Source organism: Rathayibacter sp. VKM Ac-2927, assembly GCF_022815525.1.
Taxonomy (GTDB): domain Bacteria; phylum Actinomycetota; class Actinomycetes; order Actinomycetales; family Microbacteriaceae; genus Rathayibacter; species Rathayibacter festucae.
In genome coordinates this window covers 411,302-433,100 of the sequence record NZ_JALGRT010000003.1, presented here as the reverse complement: position 1 = coordinate 433,100, position 21,799 = coordinate 411,302, and the positions used below count along the sequence as shown (strand labels likewise).

Genomic DNA, 21,799 nt, shown 5'->3' with positions numbered 1-21,799 from the left:
GCGCAATCAGAGCGCCCGCGGCCGGTAGGTCTCGATCAACGCGTCGAAGAGCCGATCCATCCGCTCGTCCACCGTCCGCCGCGCCGGGTCCGCGTCGTACCACTCGACGATCTCGCGCGCGCCGTCGCTGAAGCGGGTCGAGGGCGCGAACGCCGGCACCAGGCTCCGGATCTTCGCGTTGTCGAAGACCATCGAGTGGGCCTTGTCGCCGACGATGCCCGCGCCCAGCTCCGGGTCGGCCGCGGCGATCGCGTCGGAGGTGACGTGCACGATCCGCGCCTCGGTGCCCGCGGCGGTCGCGAGGTCGTGGTGGATGCGGTCCCAGGTGGGCGTCTCGTCGCCGGTGATGTGGAACGCCTCGCCGATCGCCGCCGGCGCGCCGAGCAGCCCCACGAGGCCGACGGCGACGTCGCGGCTGTGGGTGATCGTCCAGAGCGAGGTGCCGTCGCCGGGCACGACCACCTCGAGTCCGCGCCGCATCCGGTCGATGACGGTCCAGCCGCCGTCGACCGGCAGCGCGGTGCGGTCGTAGGTGTGCGAGGGGCGGACGATCGTCACCGGGAAGCCGGTGCGCCGGTACTCGCCGACCAGCAGGTCCTCGCAGGCGATCTTGTCCTGCGAGTAGCTCCAGTACGGGTTCCGCAGCGGCGTCGACTCCGTCACCGGCACGCGTGCCGGCGGCTTCTGGTAGGCCGAGGCCGAGCTGATGAAGACGTACTGGCCGGTGCGGCCGGCGAACAGGTCGATGTCCTGCTGCACGTGCTCGGGGGTGAACGCCGCGAACTCGATCACCGCGTCGAAGCGCTCGGCGCCGAGGGCCTCGCGCACGGAGGCCGGGTCTCGGACATCGGCGGTCAGCGTCCGGACGCCCTCGGGCAGCGGGCGGATGGAGGTCCGGCCGCGGTTCAGCACGGTCACCTCGTGCCCGACGGCGAGGGCGCGGCGGACGCCCTCGGAGCTGATGATGCCCGTTCCTCCGATGAACAGAACGCTGAGGGGCACGGCGGACCCGACCTTTCCGGATGAGGGCTGCGCGCTCCGCTCCGGAAGCGGAGGGACGTCGTCGAGCACCGCCTCCATCAGCGCACACTCCGGCGCTCCCGTCGAGGGGGTGGCGGGACCCTCCCTCCGGCGGCGATCGCGTCCTAGCGTGGAGTCATGACCCTGCAGCTCACCCTCAACAACGGCGTCACCCTTCCCGCTCTCGGGCTCGGCGTTTTCCAGAGCGCGCCCGAGGAGACGACCGCCGCCGTGCAGTCGGCCCTCGAGGCCGGCTACCGCCACATCGACACCGCCGCCGCGTACGGCAACGAGCGCGAGGTCGGCGAGGGCCTCCGCCGCTCGGGCCTGGACCGCTCGGAGGTGTTCGTCGAGACGAAGGTCTGGGTCACCGACTACGGCTACGACGAGACCCTGCGCGCGTTCGAGAAGGCGACCGGCAAGCTCGGCGTCGAGCAGCTCGACCTGCTGATCCTGCACCAGCCCGTCCCGTCCCGCTTCGACACCACCGTCGCCGCCTACCGGGCGCTGGAGAAGCTCCTCGCCGACGGCGGCGTGCGCGCGATCGGCGTCAGCAACTTCACGCCCGCGCACCTGGCGCGCCTCCTCGCCGAGGTCGACGTCATCCCCGCCGTCAACCAGGTCGAGCTGCACCCGTACTTCGCGCAGCCCGACCTCCGCCGCGAGCACGCCGAGCGCGGGATCCTCACCCAGGCCTGGTCGCCGATCGGCGGCATCACCTTCTACCCCGGCTGGGGCGACGAGCGCCGCAGCGTGATGGACGACGCGACGATCGGCGCCATCGCGACCGAGCACGGCAAGAGCCCCGCGCAGGTGATGCTCCGCTGGCACCTGCAGCAGGGCCGCTCCGCGATCCCCAAGTCGACGAACCCCGAGCGTATCGCCGCGAACATCGACGTCTTCGACTTCGAGCTCTCCGACGACGAGCTCGCCCGGATCGACGCCCTCGACACCGGCGTCCGCAGCGGCCCCGACCCCGACGTGGAGCGGCCGGCGCTCTTCGAGCGCACGATCCCCGAGGCGTGAGCCGTGACGACGCCTCCCGACGCCCAGCACCCCGACCCGCACCACGCCCCGCACCCCGCACAGGAGGAGACACCATGACCGACCCGATCGGCATCCCCGAGGCCACCGCTCTCGAGAGCACCCGCCGCACCATCGCGATCCTCGGCGCGGGCGGCGATCTCACCGAGCGGCTGCTCCTGCCGGGTCTCGGCCGCGTCGCCGAGCTCGCCCGCGACTCCGAGCTGACCCTGATCGGCGCCGCCCGCACCCCGCAGTCCGACGACGAGTGGCAGGGGCTCGTCCGCCGGAGTCTCGAGGCCGCCGGGATCGCGGCGCACACCGTCGACGACCTCGCCTCGCGCGCCCGCTTCGTCGCCACCGACGCCTCCGACCCGGAGCAGCTGAAGGCCCTGCTCGACGCGTGCCCGTCGACGCCCGTGCTCTACGTCGCGCTGCCGCCGGCGATGGGCCACAAGGTCGCCGACTCGCTCTCGAAGCTGGACCTCCCGGAGGACCTCGTCGTCGCGATCGAGAAGCCGTTCGGCGAGGACCTCGACGACGCGATCGCGCTCAACGCCGCCTTCGCGCCCGTGATCTCCGAGGACCGCCTGTGGCGCATCGACCACTTCCTCGGCAACGCGACCGTCATGGGCATGCTCGGACTGCGCTTCGGCAACCGGCTGCTCGAGGCGAGCTGGAGCGCCGAGCAGATCGAGAAGATCGAGATCGTCTACGACGAGACGCTCGGGATCGAGGGGCGCGCCGCCTTCTACGACGGCACCGGCGCCCTGCGCGACATGCTGCAGAGCCACCTGCTGATGGTGCTCGCGCTCACGACGATGGAGCGCCCCGAGGAGGTCTCACCCGAGGACGTCCACGAGCGGATGGCCGAGGCGCTCGGCGCCGTCCGCCTCTGGCGCGACGACCCCGCCACCGCGCGCCGCGCCCGCTACACCGAGGGCCGGGTCGACGGCCGGTTCTTCCCCTCCTACGTCGACGAGCCCGACGTCGATCCGGAAGCCGGCACCGAGACGCTCGCGCAGCTGCTGCTCCAGGTCGACACGCCCCGCTGGGCCGGCGTGCCGTTCGCGCTGCGCTCCGGCAAGGCGATCGGGGACCCGCGCCACGAAGTCGCCGTGCACTTCCGCGCCGCGACCCCGCCGCGCGGCCTGGTCGGCGCCGACGACGGCGCGGGCACGGTCCTGCGGATGTCGCTCAAGGGCGGCGACGTCAGCCTCGACCTGCTGGTGAACAGCGCCGACGACCTGACCGACCTCGAGCGCACGACGCTCCAGGCGCAGCCCGGCGCCGCCACCCTCGACCCCTACGCGCAGGTGCTCGCCGGCATCCTCCAGGGCGACACCCTGCTGTCGGTGCCGGGCGCCGTCGCCGAGCAGTGCTGGCGGATCATCACGCCGGTGCTCTCGCACTGGGCCGAGGGCGGCACCCCGCTCGACGAGTACGAGGCCGGAAGCGCGGGCCCCGAGGGCTGGTAGCGCGCGCTGCCTGCTGGTCGAGCAGCCCTCCAGGGGCGTATGAGCTACATGCTGGTCGAGTAGCCCCGCAGGGGCGTATCGAGACCCTGGCGCCGCTCTCAGACGTCGACGAGGATCGTCCGGGTCGGGAGGCCGAGGAACGCGGGGGCCTCGCCCGTCGTCTCGGGGGAGACCGGGCCTCGGGTCACGGTCGCCGTGACACGGAACCCGCCCGGGGGAACCGGCGTCAGCGCGCAGTACATCCGTCCCGGGCCGAGGGACGCCACCTGCATCACCCGCCCGTCCCGGTCCGTGTAGCTGCCGTGGCTCCGATAGCGCCCGGCCGGGACCACGAGGTGGGCGGAGCGCGGGCGGTCGACGACCAGCCACTCCGACCAGTGCTCGACGTCGTGCTCGGCGGTCACGTCCATCCGGGCGTCGCTGAGCAGCTCGACCGGTGCTCCGGACACCACGCTGCGCGCTGCCCGGAGCTCGACGATGAAGTTCCCCGCGGACAGGGAGTCCAGGAAGAGACCGACGTACGGTCCGGCCTCGAGGGGTCGCGGAGCCGTTGCGGCGGACCCGGGGGCGCCGACCGCCGCGGCGAGGACGGGCGCCGTGCAGGCCATCGCGATCGCGGCGCGGCGGGTGACTCCCGGACCGTCCGAACGACTGCCGGACATGAGATCTCCCTCCGGTCGCACGGCTCCTCGCGACCCGTCGTGCCGCGCGCCCTCGGCTCGCCGAAACCGGACGGATGCCGCAATGCTCGGTCACCTGTCCGGATCCGCCGAATCGCTGGCGCGATGCGGTGAACCTGGCGCCGGGGCGTCGACGCGCGGGGTCGAGCAACGGGCGGGGGAGAGGTCGTCCGCTCAGTTCACCAGGCCGACGGTCTGGGTCCCGAAGCCGAGCGCGGTCTGCGCCTTCGGGTCGGTGCCCGGGTGGACGCGACCTCGCGTCACGGTCGCCGTCACGGAGAACCGTCCCCGGGGTTCCCTGGTGAAGTTGGTGTACCCGCTTCCCACGATCCTCGCGACCTGGAGGGTCACTCCGTCCTTGCCGGTGTAAGTCCCCCCGGAGGGGTAGGCGCCGGCCGGGATCAGGAGGTGCCCGGCGCGCGGGCCGTCGACGACGACCCCGCCGGACCAGCTCTCGATGTCGTGCTCCGACGCGATGTCCACCCTCGCCTCGTCGGCGAGCACGACGGGGGCTCCGGCTGCGCCGCTCCGCGCCACCCGCAGATCGATCCGGAACTCGCCCGCACGCCAGGGGATGAGGAAGAGCCCGACGTACGGTCCCTGGTCGACCGGGGCCGGTGCGGAGGCGGCCGCGCCCGGCGCCGCCACGGCGGCCGAGACCACCGGAGCGGTCCACGCGACCGCCGCCACGGCGGTCCGGCGCGTCACCCCTCGCTCGGCGCCGTCCCTCTCCTCGAAGCGTGCATCGTCCCGTCGAGCGTCCGGCATCGTCTCTTCCTGATCGCGCCGGTGCCCGTGTCAGGCGGGAGCCGAGCACCGATCATCCGCTGGAAGTCCGAAGTCTCGGGCACCGCGGTCGGCACCGCCCCATCGGTGGCACGATGCAGTCGATCTGGCAGGGTCAGCTCGCCGTGAGGGCGTCGCGGAGGCGGACGCGGGAGCCCATCCGCAGCAGCGAGTTGGTGTAGATGCGGCTGGCGACGGCCATCACGGCCGCGGTGGCGACGACGAGGAGGCCGAGCGAGACCAGCGGCTCCCACCACTCCGCCTCGCCGAAGAAGAGCCGCACCGGCATCGCGACGGGGGCGCTGAAGGGCACGTAGGACAGGATCGTCATCACCAGCGGGTTGTCGCCGAAGATCACGACGCCGAAGTAGGGCACCATCACGAGCATCATCGCGGGGGTCATCACCGAGCCGGTGTCCTCCTGGCGGGAGACGAGCGCGGCACCGGCCGCGAAGACGCTCGCGACCAGGACGAAGCCGAAGACGAAGAACACCACGAACCAGATCAGCGGCGCCGAGAGCAGGTCGAGCAGCTCGGTCTGCCCCGTCACGGCGAGGCCGAGGGCCGACGCGGCGGCGATCGCGGCGGCCGTGCCGACGCCGATCACCGAGTTGCCGAGGATCTTGCCGGCCAGCAGCGCCCGGGCGGGCACCGCGGCGAGCAGGATCTCGACGATGCGCGACTGCTTCTCCTGCACCGTGTTCTGCATGATGGTCGCGCCCGAGCCCAGCACGGCGAGCATGAACACCAGCCCGAACGCCAGTCCGATCAGCGTGCGCAGGCCCGACGGCGTCGGCGAGGGCTCGAGCAGCTCGACGGCGGGGCTGACGGAGAGCGCCGAGACCAGGCCCTCCGGCGCCTCGTCGAGGGCGAGCACCGAGAAGCCGATGGCGTCGTCGCTCGGGACGAGCGCGGCGTCGACGTCGCCGGAGCGCACCAGCTCCTCCGCCTCCGCGACACTCCCGACCTCGGTGACGTCGAGGGCGTCGGCGGCGGCCAGCGAGGACGCCGCGGAGCCGACGACCGCGACGGGGGTCGCGTCGGCGGTGCGGCTGCTCAGCACGTTGCCGAGCACGATGCCGCCGATGACCAGCACGAGCGTGATGACCGTCGAGACCAGGAACGCCTTCGACCGGATCTGGGAGAGGATCTCGCGCTCGGCGACCAGGAGCGTCGCGCCCCAGGTGCTCAGCCGGCCGTCCGTGGCACCGGTGCCGGTACCGCTCGTGCTTCCCCCGCTCCTCGTGCTGCTCGTCGTCATCGGACCGCCTCCGTCTTCTTCTCGGCGCCCGCGGGCGCGCTCACCACGATGTCCCGGAAGATCTCCCCGAGGGTCGGCCGCACGGGCCGGAACGACGCCACGGTGCCGCGCTCGACGGCGGCCCGCAGCACGGCGTCGGCCGCCGCCCGGTCCGCGTGGAAGAGCACCGACGTGCCGGCCAGCTCCGCGACCTCGACACCGGGGACGCCGCGGACCCAGCCCGCGTCGCCGTCCGTCTCGAGCGACCAGCGGTCGCCGGAGTACTGCTCGCGCAGCGCCTCGCGCTCGCCCGCGGCCTTCACCTGGCCGCCGGCGATGATCACCAGGTCGTCGCAGAGCCGTTCGACCACGTCCAGCTGGTGCGAGGAGAAGAGCACCGGGATGCCCCGGGCGGCGTGCTCGGCGATGACCGTGACGACGTCGTCGACGGCCAGCGGGTCGAGCCCGGAGAACGGCTCGTCCATGATCAGGACGTCCGGGTCGTGCACGAGGGCGGCCGCCACCTGCACGCGCTGCTGGTTGCCGAGCGAGAGCGCCTCGAGCTTGTCGCGGCGGCGCTCGATCAGGCCGAGGCGCTCGAGCAGGTCGTCGGCCCGCTGGACGGCGGTGGCCTTGTCGATGCCGTGCAGCCGGGCCAGGTACGCGAGCTGCTCGCCGATCTCCATCTTCGGGTAGAGGCCGCGCTCCTCGGGCATGTAGCCGAAGCCGTGCAGCGCGGCCTGGCCGACCGGCGCGCCGTCCAGCGTCACCTCGCCGGAGTCCGGCCGGAGGACGCCCAGGATCATCCGCATGGTCGTGGTCTTCCCGGCGCCGTTGCCGCCGACGAAGCCGGTGAGCCGGCCCCGCCCGACATCGAAGCTGACGTCGTCGACGGCGCGGTGGGCACCGAAGCTGCGACTGATGTTCTGCACGCTGAGCATGCGACCTCCCCGGATCCGACTGACCCCCCCACGCTACGGAGGGCGCGTCATCGGCACCTCCGGCGCGGGAGTGAACGGCCGTCTCCGTCTCAGGACGGAGGCGGCTCCGGAGCCCGTCGCGGGTCGACCAGGCCGGAGCGGTAGGCGAAGGCGACGGCCTGGACGCGGTCGCGGAGCGACAGCTTGGTGAGCACGTTCGACACGTGGGTCTTGACCGTCGCGCGGCCGACGACCAGCAGCTCGGCGATCTCGTCGTTGGAGAGCCCCTGCGCGAGCAGGCGGAGCACCTCGGTCTCGCGGGCGGTCAGGTTCTCGGGCGCCGTGCCGGGGGCGGCGAGCGGAGCACGGTCCCGCTCGCGGGCGACGGCGCGCTCGATCACCGCGCGGGTCAGCTCGGGCGCGAGCAGGGCGTCGCCCGCCGCGATCGCACGGACGCCGGCGACGAGGCGCTCCGGCGGCGAGTTCTTGAGCAGGAAGCCGCTGGCGCCCGCCTCGAGCGCCGCCAGCAGGTAGTCCTCGCGCTCGAAGGTGGTCAGCACGAGCACCTGGACCGTCGCTCCGGGCTGCGCGAGGATCCGCCGGGTCGCCTCGAGACCGCCGATCCCGGGCATCTCCACGTCCATGCAGACGACGTCGGGCCGGGTGCGCGCGACCACCTCGACGGCCTCCTCGCCGCTGGACGCCTCGCCGACGACCTCGATGCCGGCCTGCAGCGAGAGGATCGTGCGGATGCCCTGCCTCATCAGCGCGTGGTCGTCGACGAGCACGACGCGCACGCCGCCCGCACCGCCGCTCATGCCCGGACCGCCAGCGGCACGGCGACGCGGACGACCCAGCCGGAGCCGGTGCGCGCCCCCGCCTCGAGCGTGCCGTCGAGCGTCGCCGCGCGCTCGCGCATCCCGAGCAGGCCGAGCCCCCCGCTCTGCCGGCGCGGGCCGGGGCGCCCGAGGCCGTCGTCGGCGATCTCGAGCTCCACCGACTCGCCTTCGTAGCGCAGGTGCACCCGCGCCCGGGTGCCGGGACCGGCGTGCTTGAGGACGTTGGTGAGCGACTCCTGGGCGATGCGGTAGAGGTTCAGACCCACCAGCGCGGGCAGCTCGACGGGCTCGCCGACCACCTCCAGCGAAACCCGCAGACCCGAGACCTCGGCGTCCGCGACCAGCGCCGGCAGCGCGTCCAGATCGAGCGAGGCCGTGACCGGGTCGAGCGCGGACTCCTCGTCGCGGAGAGTGCCGAGCAGCTGGTAGAGCTCGCCGACCGCCGCGCGGGACGTGCCCTCCAGCGCCTGGAGCTGCTCGTGCGCCTTCGCGGGGTCGGCGTCGACGAGCATCCGCGCCGCTCCGGCCTGGACCCCCATCAGCGAGACGTGGTGGGCGACCGCGTCGTGCAGCTCGCGCGCGATCCGAAGCCGCTCGATGGTGATCGCCTGGCGGGCGACGGTGGACTGCTCCTCCTCGAGCTGGCGGGTGCGCAGGTCGGTGAGGGCGCGCTGGCGGGCCGAGGCCCAGGCGTGGTCGCCGAACCACCAGGCGCCGGCGAAGTAGAGGACGTTGATCAGGATCTGCTGGAGCATGTAGGCCGCGATCGGGGTGAGCGCGCCGATCCCGGCACCCTCGAAGTCGAGGTCCTGGGTGCTCGCGCGGAAGAAGGTGATCAGCAGCCAGACCGCCATCACGGCGACCAGCACGCCGCGCGCCCAGCCCGCCCGCGTCCGGTTCTGCTCCCAGGCGCCGACGCTGTACAACGCCATGAACAGGGCGATGTTGCTGATCGTCAGCTCGGGCACCTTCAGCTCGCCGACCAGCAGGAACGCGGCCCCGATGACGGCGAGGACCGCGACGGGCGCCGTCCGCCGGAACGCGAGCGGGAGGATGACGACGGCGAGCACTGCGGCGCTCAGCGCGGGCGACGCGGGATCAGTGAACAGCCCGATCGCGCGGCCGAGCACCAGCGAGAGCACGGCGGCGCCGAAGAGCACGGCGGCGGTCGCGACGTCGGCCCGGCGCTGGTCGGGCGTGGCGGGAGACCGCCGCCAGGCGCGGGAGTCCGGAGCGGCAGTCATCCCGCCAATCTAGCCGCGGGGCTCAGGCGTGCGGGTGCGGGTGCGTCCGCTCGAGCGCGGCGCCCTCGAGGTCGACGTCCGGGAGGAGCCTGTCGAGCCAGCGGGGGAGCCACCAGGCGGAGCGCCCGAGCAGGTGCATCAGCGCCGGCATCAGCAGCATCCGGACGACGAACGCGTCGAGCAGGACGCCGAACGCGAGGCCGAAGCCCATCGAGCGGATGATGGTCGACTCCGAGAAGATGAAGCCGCCGAAGACCGCCACCATGATCAGCGCCGCGGCGATCACGACCGCCTTGCCGGCCTGGAAGCCCTGGGCGACGGCGAGCCGGGCGTTCGCCCCGTGCACGTAGGCCTCGCGCATCCCGGAGGCGAGGAAGAGCTGGTAGTCCATCGCCAGCCCGAACAGGATCCCGACCAGGATGACCGGCAGGAAGCTCAGGATCGGCCCGGTCGAGTGCAGGCCGATCAGGTCGGCGCCCCAGCCGAACTGGAAGACCGCGACGATCAGCCCGTAGGTCGCGAACAGCGACAGGATGAAGCCCCCGGTCGCGATCAGCGGCACGACCAGCGAGCGGAACACCAGGATCATGATCAGCAGCGAGAGGCCGACGACGACCGCGAGGTAGGTCGGCAGGACGTCGTTCAGCCCCTCGGAGATGTCGATGTTGGTGGCCGCCTGGCCGGCGACGCCGAGGACGATGTCGTCGTCCACCGGCGGCAGGGCGCGGAGGTCCTGCACGAGGGCCTCGGTCGAGGCGCTGTTCGGGCCCTCGGTCGGCAGCACCTGGAAGGCGAGCAGCGTGCCGTCGTCGGAGGCGGCGACGGGCGCCACGGCGACGACGTCGTCCTGCTCGGCGATCGTCCGGGCGACGTCGACCTGGGTGGCGAGGAGCGCGTCGTCGGCGACCCCGCCGGGGACCGTCGCGGTGACGAGCAGCGGGCCGTTCGCTCCGGCGCCGAACTCGTCGCCGACGATCTCGAAGGTGCGGGCGCTGGTCGAGCCCTCGGGCTCGCTCGCGCCGTCCGGCAGGCCGAGGCGCATCGAGAGCGCCGGGATCGCGATGACCAGCAGCACGGCGACGGTGCCGACGACGGTGAGGACCGCGCGCAGGGTCGACATCGGCGCGACCGTCTTCACCGCCGCGTGGTGCACGACGGCCGAGCGGGCCTTCCGGCGCAGGAGCCGGGTGCCGAGCAGGCCGAGGATCGCCGGGGCGAGCGTGACCGCGATCAGCACGGCGACCGCGACGCAGACCGCGCCGACCGTGCCCATCAGGCCGAGGAACGGGATGCCGGTGACGTTGAGGGCGAGCAGCGCGACGACGACCGTCGAGCCGGCGAACACGACGGCGGTGCCGGAGGTGCCGTTGGCCAGGCCGATCGACTCGCGCACCTCGACGCCCGAGAGCAGCTGCTTGCGGTGCCGGTTGACGATGAAGAGGGAGTAGTCGATGCCGACCGCGAGGCCGAGCATCACGCCGAGGACCGGGGTGACCGAGGCCATGTCGATGACGCCCGAGAAGGAGAGCGAGGCGGTGACGCCGACGCCGACACCGACCAGGGCGGTGACGATCGGGAGCGCGGCGGCGACGAGCGAGCCGAGCATCACGATCAGGACGACACCGGCGAAGACCAGGCCGACCGCCTCACCGACGCCGAAGATCTGCGGCACGCCCTGGGCGAGATCGGTCGCGAACGTGACGTCGGCGCCGGCGACCGGCGCGGACTCGAAGTGGTCGATGACGCCCTGCTTGACCTCCTCCGGCAGCTCCAGGCGCGGCTCGGTGAAGGAGAAGTTGACGATGGCGGTCGAGCCGTCCGCCGAGACGACGCCGATGCCGTCCGCGAGGGCGAGGAGCTCCTCGCCCTGGTCGAGCGGGGCCGCGCCCGCCTCGAGCTCCGTGCGGGAGGCGTCGAGCGCCGCCTGCTGCGCGGTCAGCTCGGCCTGCTGGGTGTCGAGCTGCGCCTGCTGGGCGTCGAGCGCGGCGAGCTGCTGCTCCGGAGCGCCGGCGGCGACCGCCTGCTCGCGGGCCGCGGTCAGCTGCTGCTGGCCTGCAGTGAGCTGGGCCTGGCCCGCGTCGAGCTGCGCCTGCCCCGTATCGATCTGCTCCTTCCCGGCCTGGAGCTGCGCCCGGCCGTCGGCGAGCTGCTGCGCTCCGTCGAGCTGAGACTGGCGCGCGGCGAACGGATCGACGACGGCGGCGACGCCCTCGAGGTCCTCGGCGGAGGCGGCCAGCGCCGAGATCGCCGACTCCTGCTCCGCCGTCAGCGCGGAGCCGTCGGCGGTGCGGTAGACGACGGTGCCGGTGCCGCCGGCGGTGTCGGGCAGCTTCTCGGCCAGCTGATCGGTGACGGCGCCGGACGCGGTGCCCGGGATGTCGAAGCTGTTGGTGAGCGTGCCGCCGACCGCGAGGAAGGCGCCGACCGCGACGCCGAGGATCACGACCCAGGCGACGATCACCGCCCAGGCGCGGCGAGCGACGAAGGTGCCCAGACGGAACAGCAGGGAGGCCAAGGAGATGTCCGATCGAGAGGAGCCCGCGAGAGGCGGCGGCAGCGGTCGCTAGATCATACGGTACGTCTCGTCTAGAGCCGCTGTACGCTCGTCGCATGACGGAGCACCGGAGCGGACCGGTCCGCAGCGCCGCGGCACGCGAGTCGGTCCTCGAGGCGACCGCCCGGCTGTTCCTGCAGCGCGGCTGGGACCACCTCACGATGGAGGGCATCGCCAAGGATGCGGGGGTCTCCAAGCAGACCGTCTACCGCTGGTGGCCCTCCCGCGGCGCGCTGATCGCCGACTGCATGATCGAGGGCCGGCTCGTCGCGATCGAGGTGCAGCTCCCGGACACGGGCGATCTCCGCCGCGATCTCGGGGTGTGGCTCGCGCCGATCCTGGAGCTCGCGGGCACGGAGCCCGGCGCGTCGCTCGTGCGCTCGCTGATCGCCGCCGGCGCGGAGGACGCCGCCGTGGGGGAGCGCCTGGGCCGCGCGTTCGGCGTGGACCAGACGCTCTCGGACCGCTTCGCGAAGGCGGTCGAGGCGGGGCAGCTCCCGGCCGACGCCCCGGTCGACGAGCTCGGGCTCTCGATCCTCGGGGCGATCATCCTGCCCGTCGTCGGTCGCCGGCCGCTCGTCGCGGCGTCCGTGCTCGGGCACGTCGACTTCCTGCTCCGGCCGCGCGGCTGAGGCGCCGGCCGGAGCAGGCTCACGTCAGGATCAGGCCCAGGCCCAGGAGGCGAGGACCGACTCGGCGACGGCCTCGCGCTGGTCGTCGTCCACGGTGGGGCTGAACGAGAAGGTGACGACGTAGGTCTGGCCCTCGTCGGTGACGTAGTACTGCTCGACGGCGTAGCTGGTGCCCGACGCGCTGAGGTTCGCGCTGAGGTGCGCGGACTCGGCTCCGGCGACGACGACGCGGTCGTTCGCCTCGACGTCGGTCGCCCCGGCGTTCTCGAGCTCGGTGACGCCGGCGTCCTCGACCTGCTCGGCGGAGACCTCGCCGGCGGGGCTGAGGACGACGTTCACGTTGTCGGCGAAGCCGTCGGTGTCGGTGAGGTCGGCGGCGAGGGTGTCCGCGCCCATGCTCGCGGGGTCGGCGTCGGGGGTGCCCCAGCCCTCGGGCACGGAGTAGGAGTAGCCGTCGCCGGTGATCGTGTCGCCGGTCGCGGCGGCCGTGTCGATGGTGTCGGCGTCGCTGCCGGAGTCGGTGCCGGAGGGGGAGGAGCAGCCGGCGAGGAGGACGAGGAGGGCGGCGGCGCTGGCAGTGGTGGCGGTGGCGCCGAGGCGCGCGGGAGCGCCGTGGCGCGTGATTCGTGACATCCCTGCACGCTAGCGACGCCGACCAGGCGGCCGCATCCCCCTCGCCGGGGACGACGGCGCCCCGACTACGCTGGTGGCCCTATGGCATCCGACAGCGAACCCTCCGTCACCCTCACCGATCCGCTCGAGGAGCGCTTGCGCGCCCAGGTCGCCCGCGAGGGCGAGCGCGCGGTCGCCCTGCGCTCGGCCGCGCTGCTGACCGGCGGCTACGAGGGAGAGGCATTCCTGCTCACCGTCGGCGGAGAGCACGCGGCGGGTGTCCTGCAGGGGGCGCCCTCGCTGTACTGGCCGGAGCTGTGGGGCGCGCGCGCCCTGCTCTACGTCTGGGACGACACCGCGGCCGACGCGGTCCTCGCCGGGCTGGCCAACCCGGCCTGGCGCGTGCGGGAGATGTGCGCCCGGGTCTGCGCGGAGCGGGTCCTCGGCGGGCAGAAGAAGCTGGCGCGGCTCACCACCGACGAGCACGCGCGGGTCCGCGCGGCCGGTGCGCGGGCGCTCGTCGCCGCAGCGGTCGCCGGGATCGGCTCGGGGCGCGACGCGAAGGGCGAGTTCGCGGCGAGCGTCGAGCAGACGCTGACCTCGATGGTCCGCGACCCGGACAAGGACGTGCGGCGCGACGTGCGGGCCGCAGTGGACCAGCTCCGCGACGCTCGCCGCTGACGAGCTTCCCCCCGGAGGTGCTGCTCAGCCGCCGACGTGCGAGCCGAAGCCGGACTTGCCCGTGCCGCCGAAGCCGCCCGCGAGGGTGGCCTTCGAGCCGGGCGCCGATCCGGCGGGCGCCTTCTGCACCACGTCGGGCTGGGTCGCGCCGCGCGCCGCGAAGCCGCCCGTCGTCACCGGAGCCCAGCTCGTCGCCCGGGTCGAGTTCCAGCGCGACGACGCGAAGATCAGCGGGCCGACCCAGAAGCCGCCGGCGTAGTGCCCGCGGTACTCGTCGGTCGCCTCGCAGAGCTGCTCGGGATCGTCGCCGACCTCCTCGCCCTGGGCCTGCAGCTGCGCGATCTGCTCGCGGACGTCCGCCAGGCAGTCCTCGCGGCTGGCGTAGACCGGGCGCTCGGCGTTCTCGGGGATGACGTAGTCCTGGCCGTCGGCGCCGGTGGTGACCACGCCGTCGGTGGAGGGGTTCGCAGAGTTCAAGGCGACCGCGAGACCGAGCACGCCGACGGCGACCACGCCGCCGATCACGAGCCCGCGGCGCTGGGAGGCGATGCCGCTGATGCCGACGTTCCCGGAGCGGCGGCGGGTGCGGGTGCGGGTGGTGCCCCGGTCGCCGGCGGGGGAGTCCTGCCGAGCGTCCTGGGGGCGGTTCTCGGGGCGGTCGTCGGCGCGGTCGTCGGGGGTGGTCATCGGGTCTCCTCGTCCTGCGGGCGGTTCTCCCGCGCGTCCTGGGGTCGGCCGTGCTCGGGGCGGCCGAACAGGGGCTCGTCGCGGGGGGTCCGGCCCTCCTCGATGAAGTGCGGCACGAACTCCGCGAGGTCGCCGGTGATCGGTCCGCCGGTCTCGCGCACGTCGATGCCGGCCGGCGTCTCGCCGACGATCCAGCTGCCAATCACGACCGTCCGGCCGTCGATCCGGGCGAGATCGGCCCGGGCCTGGTGCACGAAGCCCTCCTCGCCGTAGGCGCCGCCGTTCTCCGCGACGACCGCGCCGTCCGCGTCGAGGATCGTCACGTTCGCGCCCTCCCGGCCGAGCCGGGGCTTGCGCACCTGCGCCGTGCCGATGAGCGGCTCGACGGAGGCCGGGAGCAGGTTCGGGTGGCCCGGGAACAGCTCCCAGAGCACCACGAGCAGCTGCTTGTTGCTGAGCAGCAGCTTCCAGGCCGGCTCGACCCAGCGAGTGCGCTCGCGCCGGTCGAGCAGCAGCCCGCCGAACTGCTCGCCGAGCATCCACTCCCACGGGTAGAGCTTGAAGATCCGCCGGATCGGCTCGCCGTCGGCGTCGAGGAAGCCGGCGCCGTCGAGCTCGTACCGGATGTCCTCCACGAAGATCAGCTTCGGGTCGAAGCCCGCCTGCGCCGCGGTCTCGGCCATGTAGGCGACGGTGTCCGCGTCCTCGACGATCAGCTCGCCGTCGCCGGAGTCGTGCAGCGAGGCGAGGTGCAGCCGCGCGCCCTCGTCCAGCTGCCAGCGGTCGACGCGGAGGTGCCGCCACTGCTCGACGAGCTGCTCGTGCAGGCCGTTGAACTGGTCGGCCTCGGGGCCGCGCGTCTCCTCCAGCCACTGCCACTGCGCGGCGGCCGTCTCGACCAGCGAGGTCGGGGTGTCGGCGTTGAACTCGAGGAGCTTCACCGTGCCCTCGCCGTCGTAGGCGAGGTCGAACCGCCCGTAGACCGTGGGGTCGTCCTCGTCCCAGGAGGTGCGGACCAGTTCGTGGAAGCGCTCCGGGATGCCGAACTCCGCGAGGCGGCCGGTGCGGACGACGTGCTCGCAGGCGTCCATGCAGCGGTCGAAGAGCTCCTGGGTCGCCGTCTCGAGCAGCTCGATCTCGGCGAGCGCGAAGCCGTAGGCCGCCGACTCGTTCCAGTAGGGCCGGCCGCCCTCCGAGGGGAGGTCGTAGAAGCTGAAGCCGACCTCGTCGCAGCGGGCTCGCCAGTCGGGACGCGGGGTCAGGCTGTGTCTGCGCATGGGGAGGTCAGTCTACGACCGACCTCCGACACGCCCTCGGGTCAGAGGTAGTCGACGCCGTAGAGGTCGTCGTAGTCCGGCGCCGCGTCGCCGTGCGGGGCCGTCGGGAGCGGGGCCTCGTCGTGCAGCTCGAGCACGACCGAGCTGGCCGCGGTCAGCAGCACCTCGACCTGCCCGCCGAGCACCGTCGTCAGGGACAGGAAGGCCGGGGCGGTGCGCATCGCCTCGAGCACGTCCTGCTTGGTCCGCTCCATCGTCGCGTCCGCGGCGAGGAGGTACGTCCGCTCAGACACCGTCACCTGCAGCATGGTTCCCCCGTCTCGTGGGGCCTCTCGGCCCGGATCCTCAGCGTACGGAGCGGAGCGGATCGGGATGACCGCGTTGACCGGCCGACGGCCGTCGGCTAGGGCGCGCTCCCGCGGCCGGTGCCAGCGGGGGGCCGGAGCGGTGATCCTCATGCGCTGTCCCGCCACTCCGGCCACGGCGTGACGACCGTCATCGAACCCGCGGCACCCGCACCGCCCGGGATCGCGCCGGCGGGGGACAGCAGCTCCGCCAGCCGGAGCGCCGCCGCCCGGGCGATCAGCGCGCGATCGATGGTGAGCGAGGTCAGGCTCGGGAGCATCGCCGCGCCCAGGCTCAGGCCGTCGATCCCCGCGATGCGGACGTCGCGCGGCACCTCGAGCCCGAGGCGGCTCGCCCGCTGCAGGGCGCCGAGCGCCATCATGTCGTTGAACGCGATGACGGCGTCGACCTCGGGGTGCGCGGCCAGCAGCTCGCCGAAAGCGTCGGCTCCGCCGGCGATGGTGTCGCCGCCGGTCGCGACGAGCGCGGCCTCGCCGGGCGCGAGGCACTCCTCGAATCGCAGCCGGCGCGCGCTCGGGGCGTACTCGTCGGGCTCGGCGTGGTCGAGCATCCCGATGGTGCGCGCCCCGCGCTCGCGCAGCCCGTCGACCAGCGCGCGCATCCCGGGCGCGAAGTCCACGGCGATGGCGTGCACGCCCGGCAGCTCGTCGTCGCGCTCGATCAGCAGGACCGGCACCCCGCGCGCCGCCCGGCGGATCGACTCCAGGCTCTCCCGGGCGAGATAGCCGACGATGACGTCGACCTGGGTGGCCAGGTCCGCCACGATCTGCTCCTCGGACTCGTTCGTCTCGGCGACGACGACGACCTGCCAGCCGCGCGCGGCGAACTCCTCCAGCAGGTCGGCGGCGAGGTCGGTGTAGTACGGGTTCCGCAGCGAGGTGATCACGAGGCCGACCGCGATGCTCTTCTGCCGGGCCATGTTGGCGGCGAACCGGCTGGGGACGTAGCCGAGGGCCTCGCTCACGGCGAGCACGCGCTCGCGGGTGGCGGCGCTGATCTCGGACATGCCGTTCATCGCGCGCGTCACGGTCTGCCGCGAGACGCCGGCCTCGCGGGCGACGTCGCGGATGGTGGCGCGGCGAACCGGCAGGTCTCTCGGTGGACGAGGGGGCGTCGGCGGTTCGCCGGAGCGGTCCACAGCGGCCCTCCTTCTCTCAGTCTCGTCTGGCAACACGCATATGGCGACAGCGCCTCGCGTCTTCGGCGACAGCTGCCTTGACAGGTCGACGGCCGCCAGCTTAGCGTGTGGGCACTCGTGGTCCGTGACCGTTCACGTGAACGGTCACGGCTGCCGCGTTCCCCTGCCGCTCACCCTTCGATGGAGAAGACCACCATGCCCCTCGTCTCGAACACCCTGGTCCGGCGATCGCTCGCCGGAGCGACCGCGCTCGCGCTGACGGCGGGCCTGACGGCCTGCACCGACAGCGGTCCGGCCGCCGACGACGGCGCCGTCGACGTCCTCGTCGCGCAGAGCACGGCGCAGGTGCCGGTCGGCGAGACCCCCTGGGCCGCGGCGCTCGCGGCCGAGACCGGCTGCACGGTGAACTGGAACACGATCGACGACACCTCGTGGACCCAGCAGAAGAACCCCTCGCTCGCCGCGGGGGACGTGCCGGACATCGCGCTCCGTGCCGTCGGCGCGAACGACGCGGTGCAGTACCCGGGCCTCTTCGAGGACATCGCGCCGCACCTGGACGACCTGCCGAACGTGCGGCGGTTCTTCGAGGAGAAGCCCGACGCGCGCCGGCTGGTCGAGAACGAGAAGGGCGAGATCCACTCGCTCTCCTCGTCCCGCGGCAGCGGCTACCGCGGCTCCGGCCAGCACATGATGATCAACCGGGCCTGGCTCGACGCCCTCGGCCTCGAGGTCCCGCGGACCTGGGACGAGCTGACGACGGTGCTGCAGGCGTTCAAGACGCAGGACCCGAACGGCAACGGGCAGGCGGACGAGGTCCCGTTCAACGTCCGCCGCCTCGAGACGGCCGGCTTCGGCTGGTACAGCCCGTTCCTGCTGCTGAACTCCACCGGCATCGCGACCTCGTTCAACAAGGGTCCGTCGGCGCAGGGGATCCACGTCTCCGACGGACGGGTCGCCAACTTCCTCGTCTCGGACGAGTACCGCCGGGTGGTGGCGTACCTGCACGAGCTGCTCGCGGCCGGCCTCATCCCGGCCGACGCGCTCACCAAGGACGATTCGGCGTACTACGCCGCGCAGGCGGGCGACGGGGAGACCGCGCAGATCGGCCTGATCTTCGGCTGGTCGCTCGCCGACTTCGGGGATCTCCGCGACCAGTACGTGGCGATGCCCGCTCCCGCCGCCTCCGCGAGCATGTCCGCCGAGGACGTGGTCTGGGACGGCTCGGACAACGAGTACGAGGGCGGGAAGCTCGCCGTCTCGGCGGCCGCGGCGGGCGACGAGTGCGTGTGGAAGGTGGTCGACGCCCTCTACAGCGAGAAGTACTCGATCCAGCAGTTCACCGGATCGATCCCCGAGTTCGTCACGGACGACGGCGACGGCACGTACTCGGTCACCGAGGCGTACCGGGCCGCCGTCGCGGACGGCCGCGACCCCGCGCTCGCCGACCGCCTGGCCGGCTGGATCCCCGACTCGGTCACCCTGAACGGGGACTGGAACCGCGACGATCTCCGTGAGGTGGACGACGTCTACACCGAGCAGTACTCGCACTACGACCACGTGCGCGACCTGATGCCCGACTACGTCCGGCTGTCCGCCGAGGACGCGATCACCGCCGCCAACAACGACACCGCCGTGCTCAACTACGCGCTGCAGAAGACGTCGCAGTGGATCGCGGAGGGCGGGGTCGACGAGGACTGGGACGAGTACGTCGCCCAGCTCGAGTCGATCGGCCTCGTGCAGAACGTCGAGCTCTGGCAGAAGGCCTACGACCTCGCCACCGCGGCGTCATGACGCGGACGGAACTCGACTCGTCGGCGGCCGGGGCGCCCCTCGCCCCGGCCGCGGGGGCGCCGCTCCCGGCCCCGCCTCGGCCGCTGCGCGCCCTCCGCAGCGTGCGGAACCAGTGGCAGCTCTGGCTGATGGTGCTGCCGGCGCTGGTCTTCACCGCCGTCTTCGCCTACGTGCCGCTGTACGGGCTCCAGCTCGCCTTCCGGACCTACGTCCCCGCGCGCGGGCTCAGCGGCGGGGAGTGGGTCGGCCTCGACTACTTCGTGCAGTTCTTCGAGTCGCCGCTCTTCTCGACGATCGTGCTGAACACCGTGCAGATCAGCCTCTGGACGCTCGCGATGGGGTTCGTCGCCCCGATCGTGCTGGCGCTGCTGATCAACCAGATCAGCGCCGGCCGCCTCAAGAGCTTCGTGCAGACGATCACCTACATGCCGCACTTCATCTCGGTCGTGGTGATCGTCGCGATGATCAACATCTTCCTGCGGCCCGAGAACGGGCTCCTCGGCCGGTTCCTGCCGGGGCAGAACCTCCTCGCCGAGCCGGACGCCTTCTCGGCGATCTACTGGGTGAGCGAGGTCTGGCAGCACTGCGGCTGGAACGCGATCATCTACCTCGCCGCGCTCTCGACCGTCGACACCTCGCTCTACGAGGCCGCGAAGATCGACGGCGCGGGGCGGCTCCGGCTCATCCGCTACGTCGACATCCCGACGATCCTGCCGACCGCGGCCATCCTGCTCATCCTCAACATGGGGTCGGTGCTGAGCGTCGGCTTCGAGAAGGTCTACCTGATGCAGAACTCGCTCAACCTGTCCTCCGCGGAGGTCATCGCGACCTACACCTACAAGATCGGCATCCTCAGCAATCAGTTCTCCTACTCCACCGCCATCGGCCTCTTCAACACGGTGATCAACTTCACCCTGCTGATCGTGGCCAACCAGCTGGCCAAGCGCGCCACGGGTTCCAGTGTCTTCTGAGCGCGGAGGGTCGAGCCGCCGCTGGGACCCCTGGACCCCGAGGGAGAGATCGCCCATGACCCCTGCACCGGACACCCGCGGCATCGCCGTCGCCGACGCCCGAGCCGGCGGCAGCGCACCCCTTCCGCCGCGCCGACGGCGCCGCACGGTGCCGAAGCGGCCGCTCGACCGGGTGATCGACGCCGTCGCCGGCCTCCTGATCGCGATCGTCGTGCTCGCCGTGCTCTACCCGCTCTGGTTCATCGTCGTGGCGTCGTTCTCCGATCCGGGTGCGGTCTCCTCGGGGCGGCTCACGCTGATCCCGGAGGGGTTCCGGCTCTCGGGCTACGAGCGGCTGCTGCAGGACGAGCGGATCTGGAACGGCTACCGGAACTCCGTCGTCTACGCCGTCCTCGGGACGGCGCTGAACCTGCTCGTCACGATCCCGGCGGCGTTCGCGCTCTCCCGGCCCGAGTTCCGACCGCGGCGGGTGCTGCTGCTGGTGTTCGCGGTCACCCTGTTCTTCTCCGGTGGACTGATCCCGAACTACCTGCTCTACCGCGATCTCGGGCTGCTGAACTCGATGTGGGTGTTCGTGCTCCCGGGTGCCCTCAGCGTCTTCAACCTGATCATCGCCCGGTCGTTCTTCGAGACCTCGATCCCCGAGGAGCTGCACGACGCGGCCCGCATCGACGGAGTGACCTACCTCGGCTTCTTCCTGCGGATCGTGCTCCCGCTCTCCGCCGCGATCATCGCCGTGATCGGGCTGTACTACTTCGTCGGGCACTGGAACGACTACTTCACCGGCCTGGTCTTCGTCCGCGACGCCTCGCTCCTGCCGCTGCAGAACGTGCTGCAGAGCATCCTTCTCGCGAACCAGTCGGTCGCGGGCCAGGGCGGCAGCGGCGGGCAGTCCGCGCAGCAGCTGCAGGAGACCGCGGACCAGATCAAGTACGGCGTGATCATCGTCTCGACGCTGCCGCTGCTCGTGCTCTACCCGTTCCTGCAGCGCTACTTCGACAAGGGCGTGCTGGTCGGGGCGGTGAAGGGCTGATGGCGTCGCTCGCCGAGCGCTACGAGGCGGCCTGCCGGGTCGTGCTGCTCGTACTGGTCGTCTCGGCGGCGATGCTGCTCTTCACGTTGCGCGGGGTGGTCATCGCCGGGTTCTTCCCCTCGGTGGCCGCCGCGCACGCGGTCCATCGCGCCCGGCTGCTCGACCCGGACGGTCCGTGGTCGCTCCGGCAGACCGTCTCGCTGTTCGCGCGGTTCTGGCGCGACGAGTTCCCGCGCGCGAACGTGCCGGGCTGCGCCCTGCTCGGCGTCGGCGCGGTCCTCTGGGTCGACCACCGGATCCTCGGCGGCGTCGAGGTGGACGGCCTCGGTGTCGCGGTGACCGGTGTCCTCCTCGTGGTCTCGGCCCTCTTCGCGCTCTTCGCCGTGGAGTTCTGGGTGGTCCGCGCGCACTTCGCGGAGCGGACGCGCTGGCAGCTGCGCACCACCGCGCAGCTGCTGCTCGCGCGACCGCTCTGCACCCTGATGCTGGGCGCGGTGCTGCTCCTGCTGCTGGCGCTCGCGACGAGTCTCCCCGGGCTCGGCCTCGCGGCCGCCGGGGCCGTCCTCCCGTTCGCCGCGACCGTCGTCGTCGCCGCCTTCGGCCGGCTGCCGGGCCTCAGCCGATCCGCGGCTCGGTGCTGAGGGAACGGACGCGGTGTCGCCCCATCATGCTGGTCGAACAGCCCCGCGGGGGCGACATCATGGTGGTCGAGTAGCCCCGCAGGGGCGTATCGAGACCCGCCGTTAGCAGCAGTGCGGTCTGCAGACTCGTCCTCTGACGCTGGTGGGTCTCGATACGCCGCTCCGCGGCTACTCGACCAGCATGTG

At 72.7% G+C, this 21,799-nt stretch carries 21 protein-coding genes; 8 read left to right on the top strand and 13 right to left on the bottom strand.

All coding sequences use genetic code 11. The annotated features are described in order from the left end of the window. Positions 1 to 6: 6 nt before the first annotated feature. Positions 7 to 1,002: an SDR family oxidoreductase gene (locus MT353_RS11185; protein ID WP_243624451.1), complete on the bottom strand. Its 996-nt coding sequence runs from the start codon at positions 1,000 to 1,002 to the stop codon at positions 7 to 9. Positions 1,003 to 1,158: 156 nt separating this feature from the next. On the opposite strand from MT353_RS11185, the gene MT353_RS11180 reads away from it, so the two are divergent. Both MT353_RS11180 and MT353_RS11175 read left to right on the top strand, forming a co-directional pair. Beyond that, a complete protein-coding gene (locus tag MT353_RS11180; RefSeq protein ID WP_243624450.1) occupies positions 1,159 to 2,046 on the top strand; it encodes an aldo/keto reductase in 888 nt (295 codons plus the stop codon). A 74-nt stretch (positions 2,047 to 2,120) separates the two neighbouring features. Continuing rightward, complete coding sequence (locus MT353_RS11175; protein ID WP_243624449.1) at positions 2,121 to 3,521, top strand: glucose-6-phosphate dehydrogenase; 1,401 nt, start codon at positions 2,121 to 2,123, stop codon at positions 3,519 to 3,521. Positions 3,522 to 3,619: 98 nt separating this feature from the next. Here MT353_RS11175 and MT353_RS11170 read toward each other — a convergent pair whose 3' ends face one another. The 7 genes from MT353_RS11170 to MT353_RS11140 all read right to left on the bottom strand — a co-directional run bounded on the left by MT353_RS11170 (position 3,620) and on the right by MT353_RS11140 (position 11,745). Then, on the bottom strand, positions 3,620 to 4,183 hold the full coding sequence (locus MT353_RS11170) for a hypothetical protein (RefSeq protein WP_243624448.1): 564 nt from the start codon (positions 4,181 to 4,183) through the stop codon (positions 3,620 to 3,622). 192 nt (positions 4,184 to 4,375) lie between these two features. Continuing rightward, positions 4,376 to 4,909 carry a hypothetical protein gene (locus tag MT353_RS11165; RefSeq protein WP_243624447.1) on the bottom strand — a complete coding sequence of 178 codons (534 nt, stop codon included), beginning with the start codon at positions 4,907 to 4,909 and terminating at the stop codon, positions 4,376 to 4,378. A gap of 193 nt (positions 4,910 to 5,102) precedes the next feature. Further along, on the bottom strand, positions 5,103 to 6,248 hold the full coding sequence (locus tag MT353_RS11160) for an ABC transporter permease (protein WP_243624446.1): 1,146 nt from the start codon (positions 6,246 to 6,248) through the stop codon (positions 5,103 to 5,105). Next, entirely contained in the window at positions 6,245 to 7,168 is a 924-nt protein-coding gene (locus MT353_RS11155; RefSeq protein ID WP_127886530.1) for an ABC transporter ATP-binding protein, read from the bottom strand. Before MT353_RS11155 ends, MT353_RS11160 begins: the two co-directional genes overlap by 4 nt. 89 nt (positions 7,169 to 7,257) lie before the next feature. Then, a complete protein-coding gene (locus MT353_RS11150; RefSeq protein WP_243624445.1) occupies positions 7,258 to 7,965 on the bottom strand; it encodes a response regulator transcription factor in 708 nt (235 codons plus the stop codon). Continuing rightward, positions 7,962 to 9,230, bottom strand: coding sequence for a sensor histidine kinase (locus MT353_RS11145; RefSeq protein WP_243599246.1), 1,269 nt, complete (start codon positions 9,228 to 9,230; stop codon positions 7,962 to 7,964). Before MT353_RS11145 ends, MT353_RS11150 begins: the two co-directional genes overlap by 4 nt. A gap of 22 nt (positions 9,231 to 9,252) precedes the next feature. Next, positions 9,253 to 11,745 (bottom strand): MMPL family transporter, encoded by a 2,493-nt coding sequence (locus tag MT353_RS11140; protein WP_243624444.1) that lies wholly within the window; start codon positions 11,743 to 11,745, stop codon positions 9,253 to 9,255. A gap of 95 nt (positions 11,746 to 11,840) precedes the next feature. On the opposite strand from MT353_RS11140, the gene MT353_RS11135 reads away from it, so the two are divergent. Beyond that, the gene (locus MT353_RS11135; protein WP_243599248.1) at positions 11,841 to 12,416 is read left to right on the top strand and encodes a TetR/AcrR family transcriptional regulator; all 576 of its coding nucleotides are present in this window, start codon (positions 11,841 to 11,843) and stop codon (positions 12,414 to 12,416) included. A gap of 30 nt (positions 12,417 to 12,446) precedes the next feature. On the opposite strand, the gene MT353_RS11130 is transcribed toward MT353_RS11135, so the two are convergent. Beyond that, a complete protein-coding gene (locus MT353_RS11130; protein ID WP_243599249.1) occupies positions 12,447 to 13,049 on the bottom strand; it encodes a hypothetical protein in 603 nt (200 codons plus the stop codon). A gap of 81 nt (positions 13,050 to 13,130) precedes the next feature. On the opposite strand from MT353_RS11130, the gene MT353_RS11125 reads away from it, so the two are divergent. Continuing rightward, positions 13,131 to 13,709 (top strand): HEAT repeat domain-containing protein, encoded by a 579-nt coding sequence (locus MT353_RS11125; protein WP_243624443.1) that lies wholly within the window; start codon positions 13,131 to 13,133, stop codon positions 13,707 to 13,709. A 24-nt stretch (positions 13,710 to 13,733) separates the two neighbouring features. On the opposite strand, the gene MT353_RS11120 is transcribed toward MT353_RS11125, so the two are convergent. The 4 genes from MT353_RS11120 to MT353_RS11105 form a co-directional block, all read right to left on the bottom strand. Further along, positions 13,734 to 14,396 (bottom strand): hypothetical protein, encoded by a 663-nt coding sequence (locus MT353_RS11120; protein WP_243624442.1) that lies wholly within the window; start codon positions 14,394 to 14,396, stop codon positions 13,734 to 13,736. Beyond that, positions 14,393 to 15,673: a glutathionylspermidine synthase family protein gene (locus MT353_RS11115; RefSeq protein WP_243624441.1), complete on the bottom strand. Its 1,281-nt coding sequence runs from the start codon at positions 15,671 to 15,673 to the stop codon at positions 14,393 to 14,395. The genes MT353_RS11120 and MT353_RS11115 overlap by 4 nt, the downstream gene beginning before the upstream one ends. A gap of 41 nt (positions 15,674 to 15,714) precedes the next feature. Continuing rightward, positions 15,715 to 15,972 (bottom strand): hypothetical protein, encoded by a 258-nt coding sequence (locus MT353_RS11110; RefSeq protein ID WP_243599253.1) that lies wholly within the window; start codon positions 15,970 to 15,972, stop codon positions 15,715 to 15,717. Positions 15,973 to 16,127: 155 nt separating this feature from the next. Continuing rightward, a complete protein-coding gene (locus MT353_RS11105; protein ID WP_243624440.1) occupies positions 16,128 to 17,177 on the bottom strand; it encodes a LacI family DNA-binding transcriptional regulator in 1,050 nt (349 codons plus the stop codon). Positions 17,178 to 17,372: 195 nt separating this feature from the next. Here MT353_RS11105 and MT353_RS11100 point away from each other — a divergent pair, with 195 nt between their 5' ends. Genes MT353_RS11100 through MT353_RS11085 form a run of 4 tightly spaced genes read left to right on the top strand, consistent with a single transcriptional unit; the run spans position 17,373 to position 21,613 of the window. Continuing rightward, on the top strand, positions 17,373 to 18,968 hold the full coding sequence (locus MT353_RS11100; protein ID WP_243624439.1) for an extracellular solute-binding protein: 1,596 nt from the start codon (positions 17,373 to 17,375) through the stop codon (positions 18,966 to 18,968). Next, the gene (locus MT353_RS11095; RefSeq protein ID WP_243624438.1) at positions 18,965 to 19,939 is read left to right on the top strand and encodes a sugar ABC transporter permease; all 975 of its coding nucleotides are present in this window, start codon (positions 18,965 to 18,967) and stop codon (positions 19,937 to 19,939) included. The genes MT353_RS11100 and MT353_RS11095 overlap by 4 nt, the downstream gene beginning before the upstream one ends. 55 nt (positions 19,940 to 19,994) lie before the next feature. After that, the gene (locus tag MT353_RS11090; RefSeq protein WP_243624437.1) at positions 19,995 to 20,972 is read left to right on the top strand and encodes a carbohydrate ABC transporter permease; all 978 of its coding nucleotides are present in this window, start codon (positions 19,995 to 19,997) and stop codon (positions 20,970 to 20,972) included. Then, positions 20,972 to 21,613, top strand: coding sequence for a DUF624 domain-containing protein (locus MT353_RS11085; RefSeq protein ID WP_243599258.1), 642 nt, complete (start codon positions 20,972 to 20,974; stop codon positions 21,611 to 21,613). Before MT353_RS11090 ends, MT353_RS11085 begins: the two co-directional genes overlap by 1 nt. Positions 21,614 to 21,799: the final 186 nt, after the last annotated feature.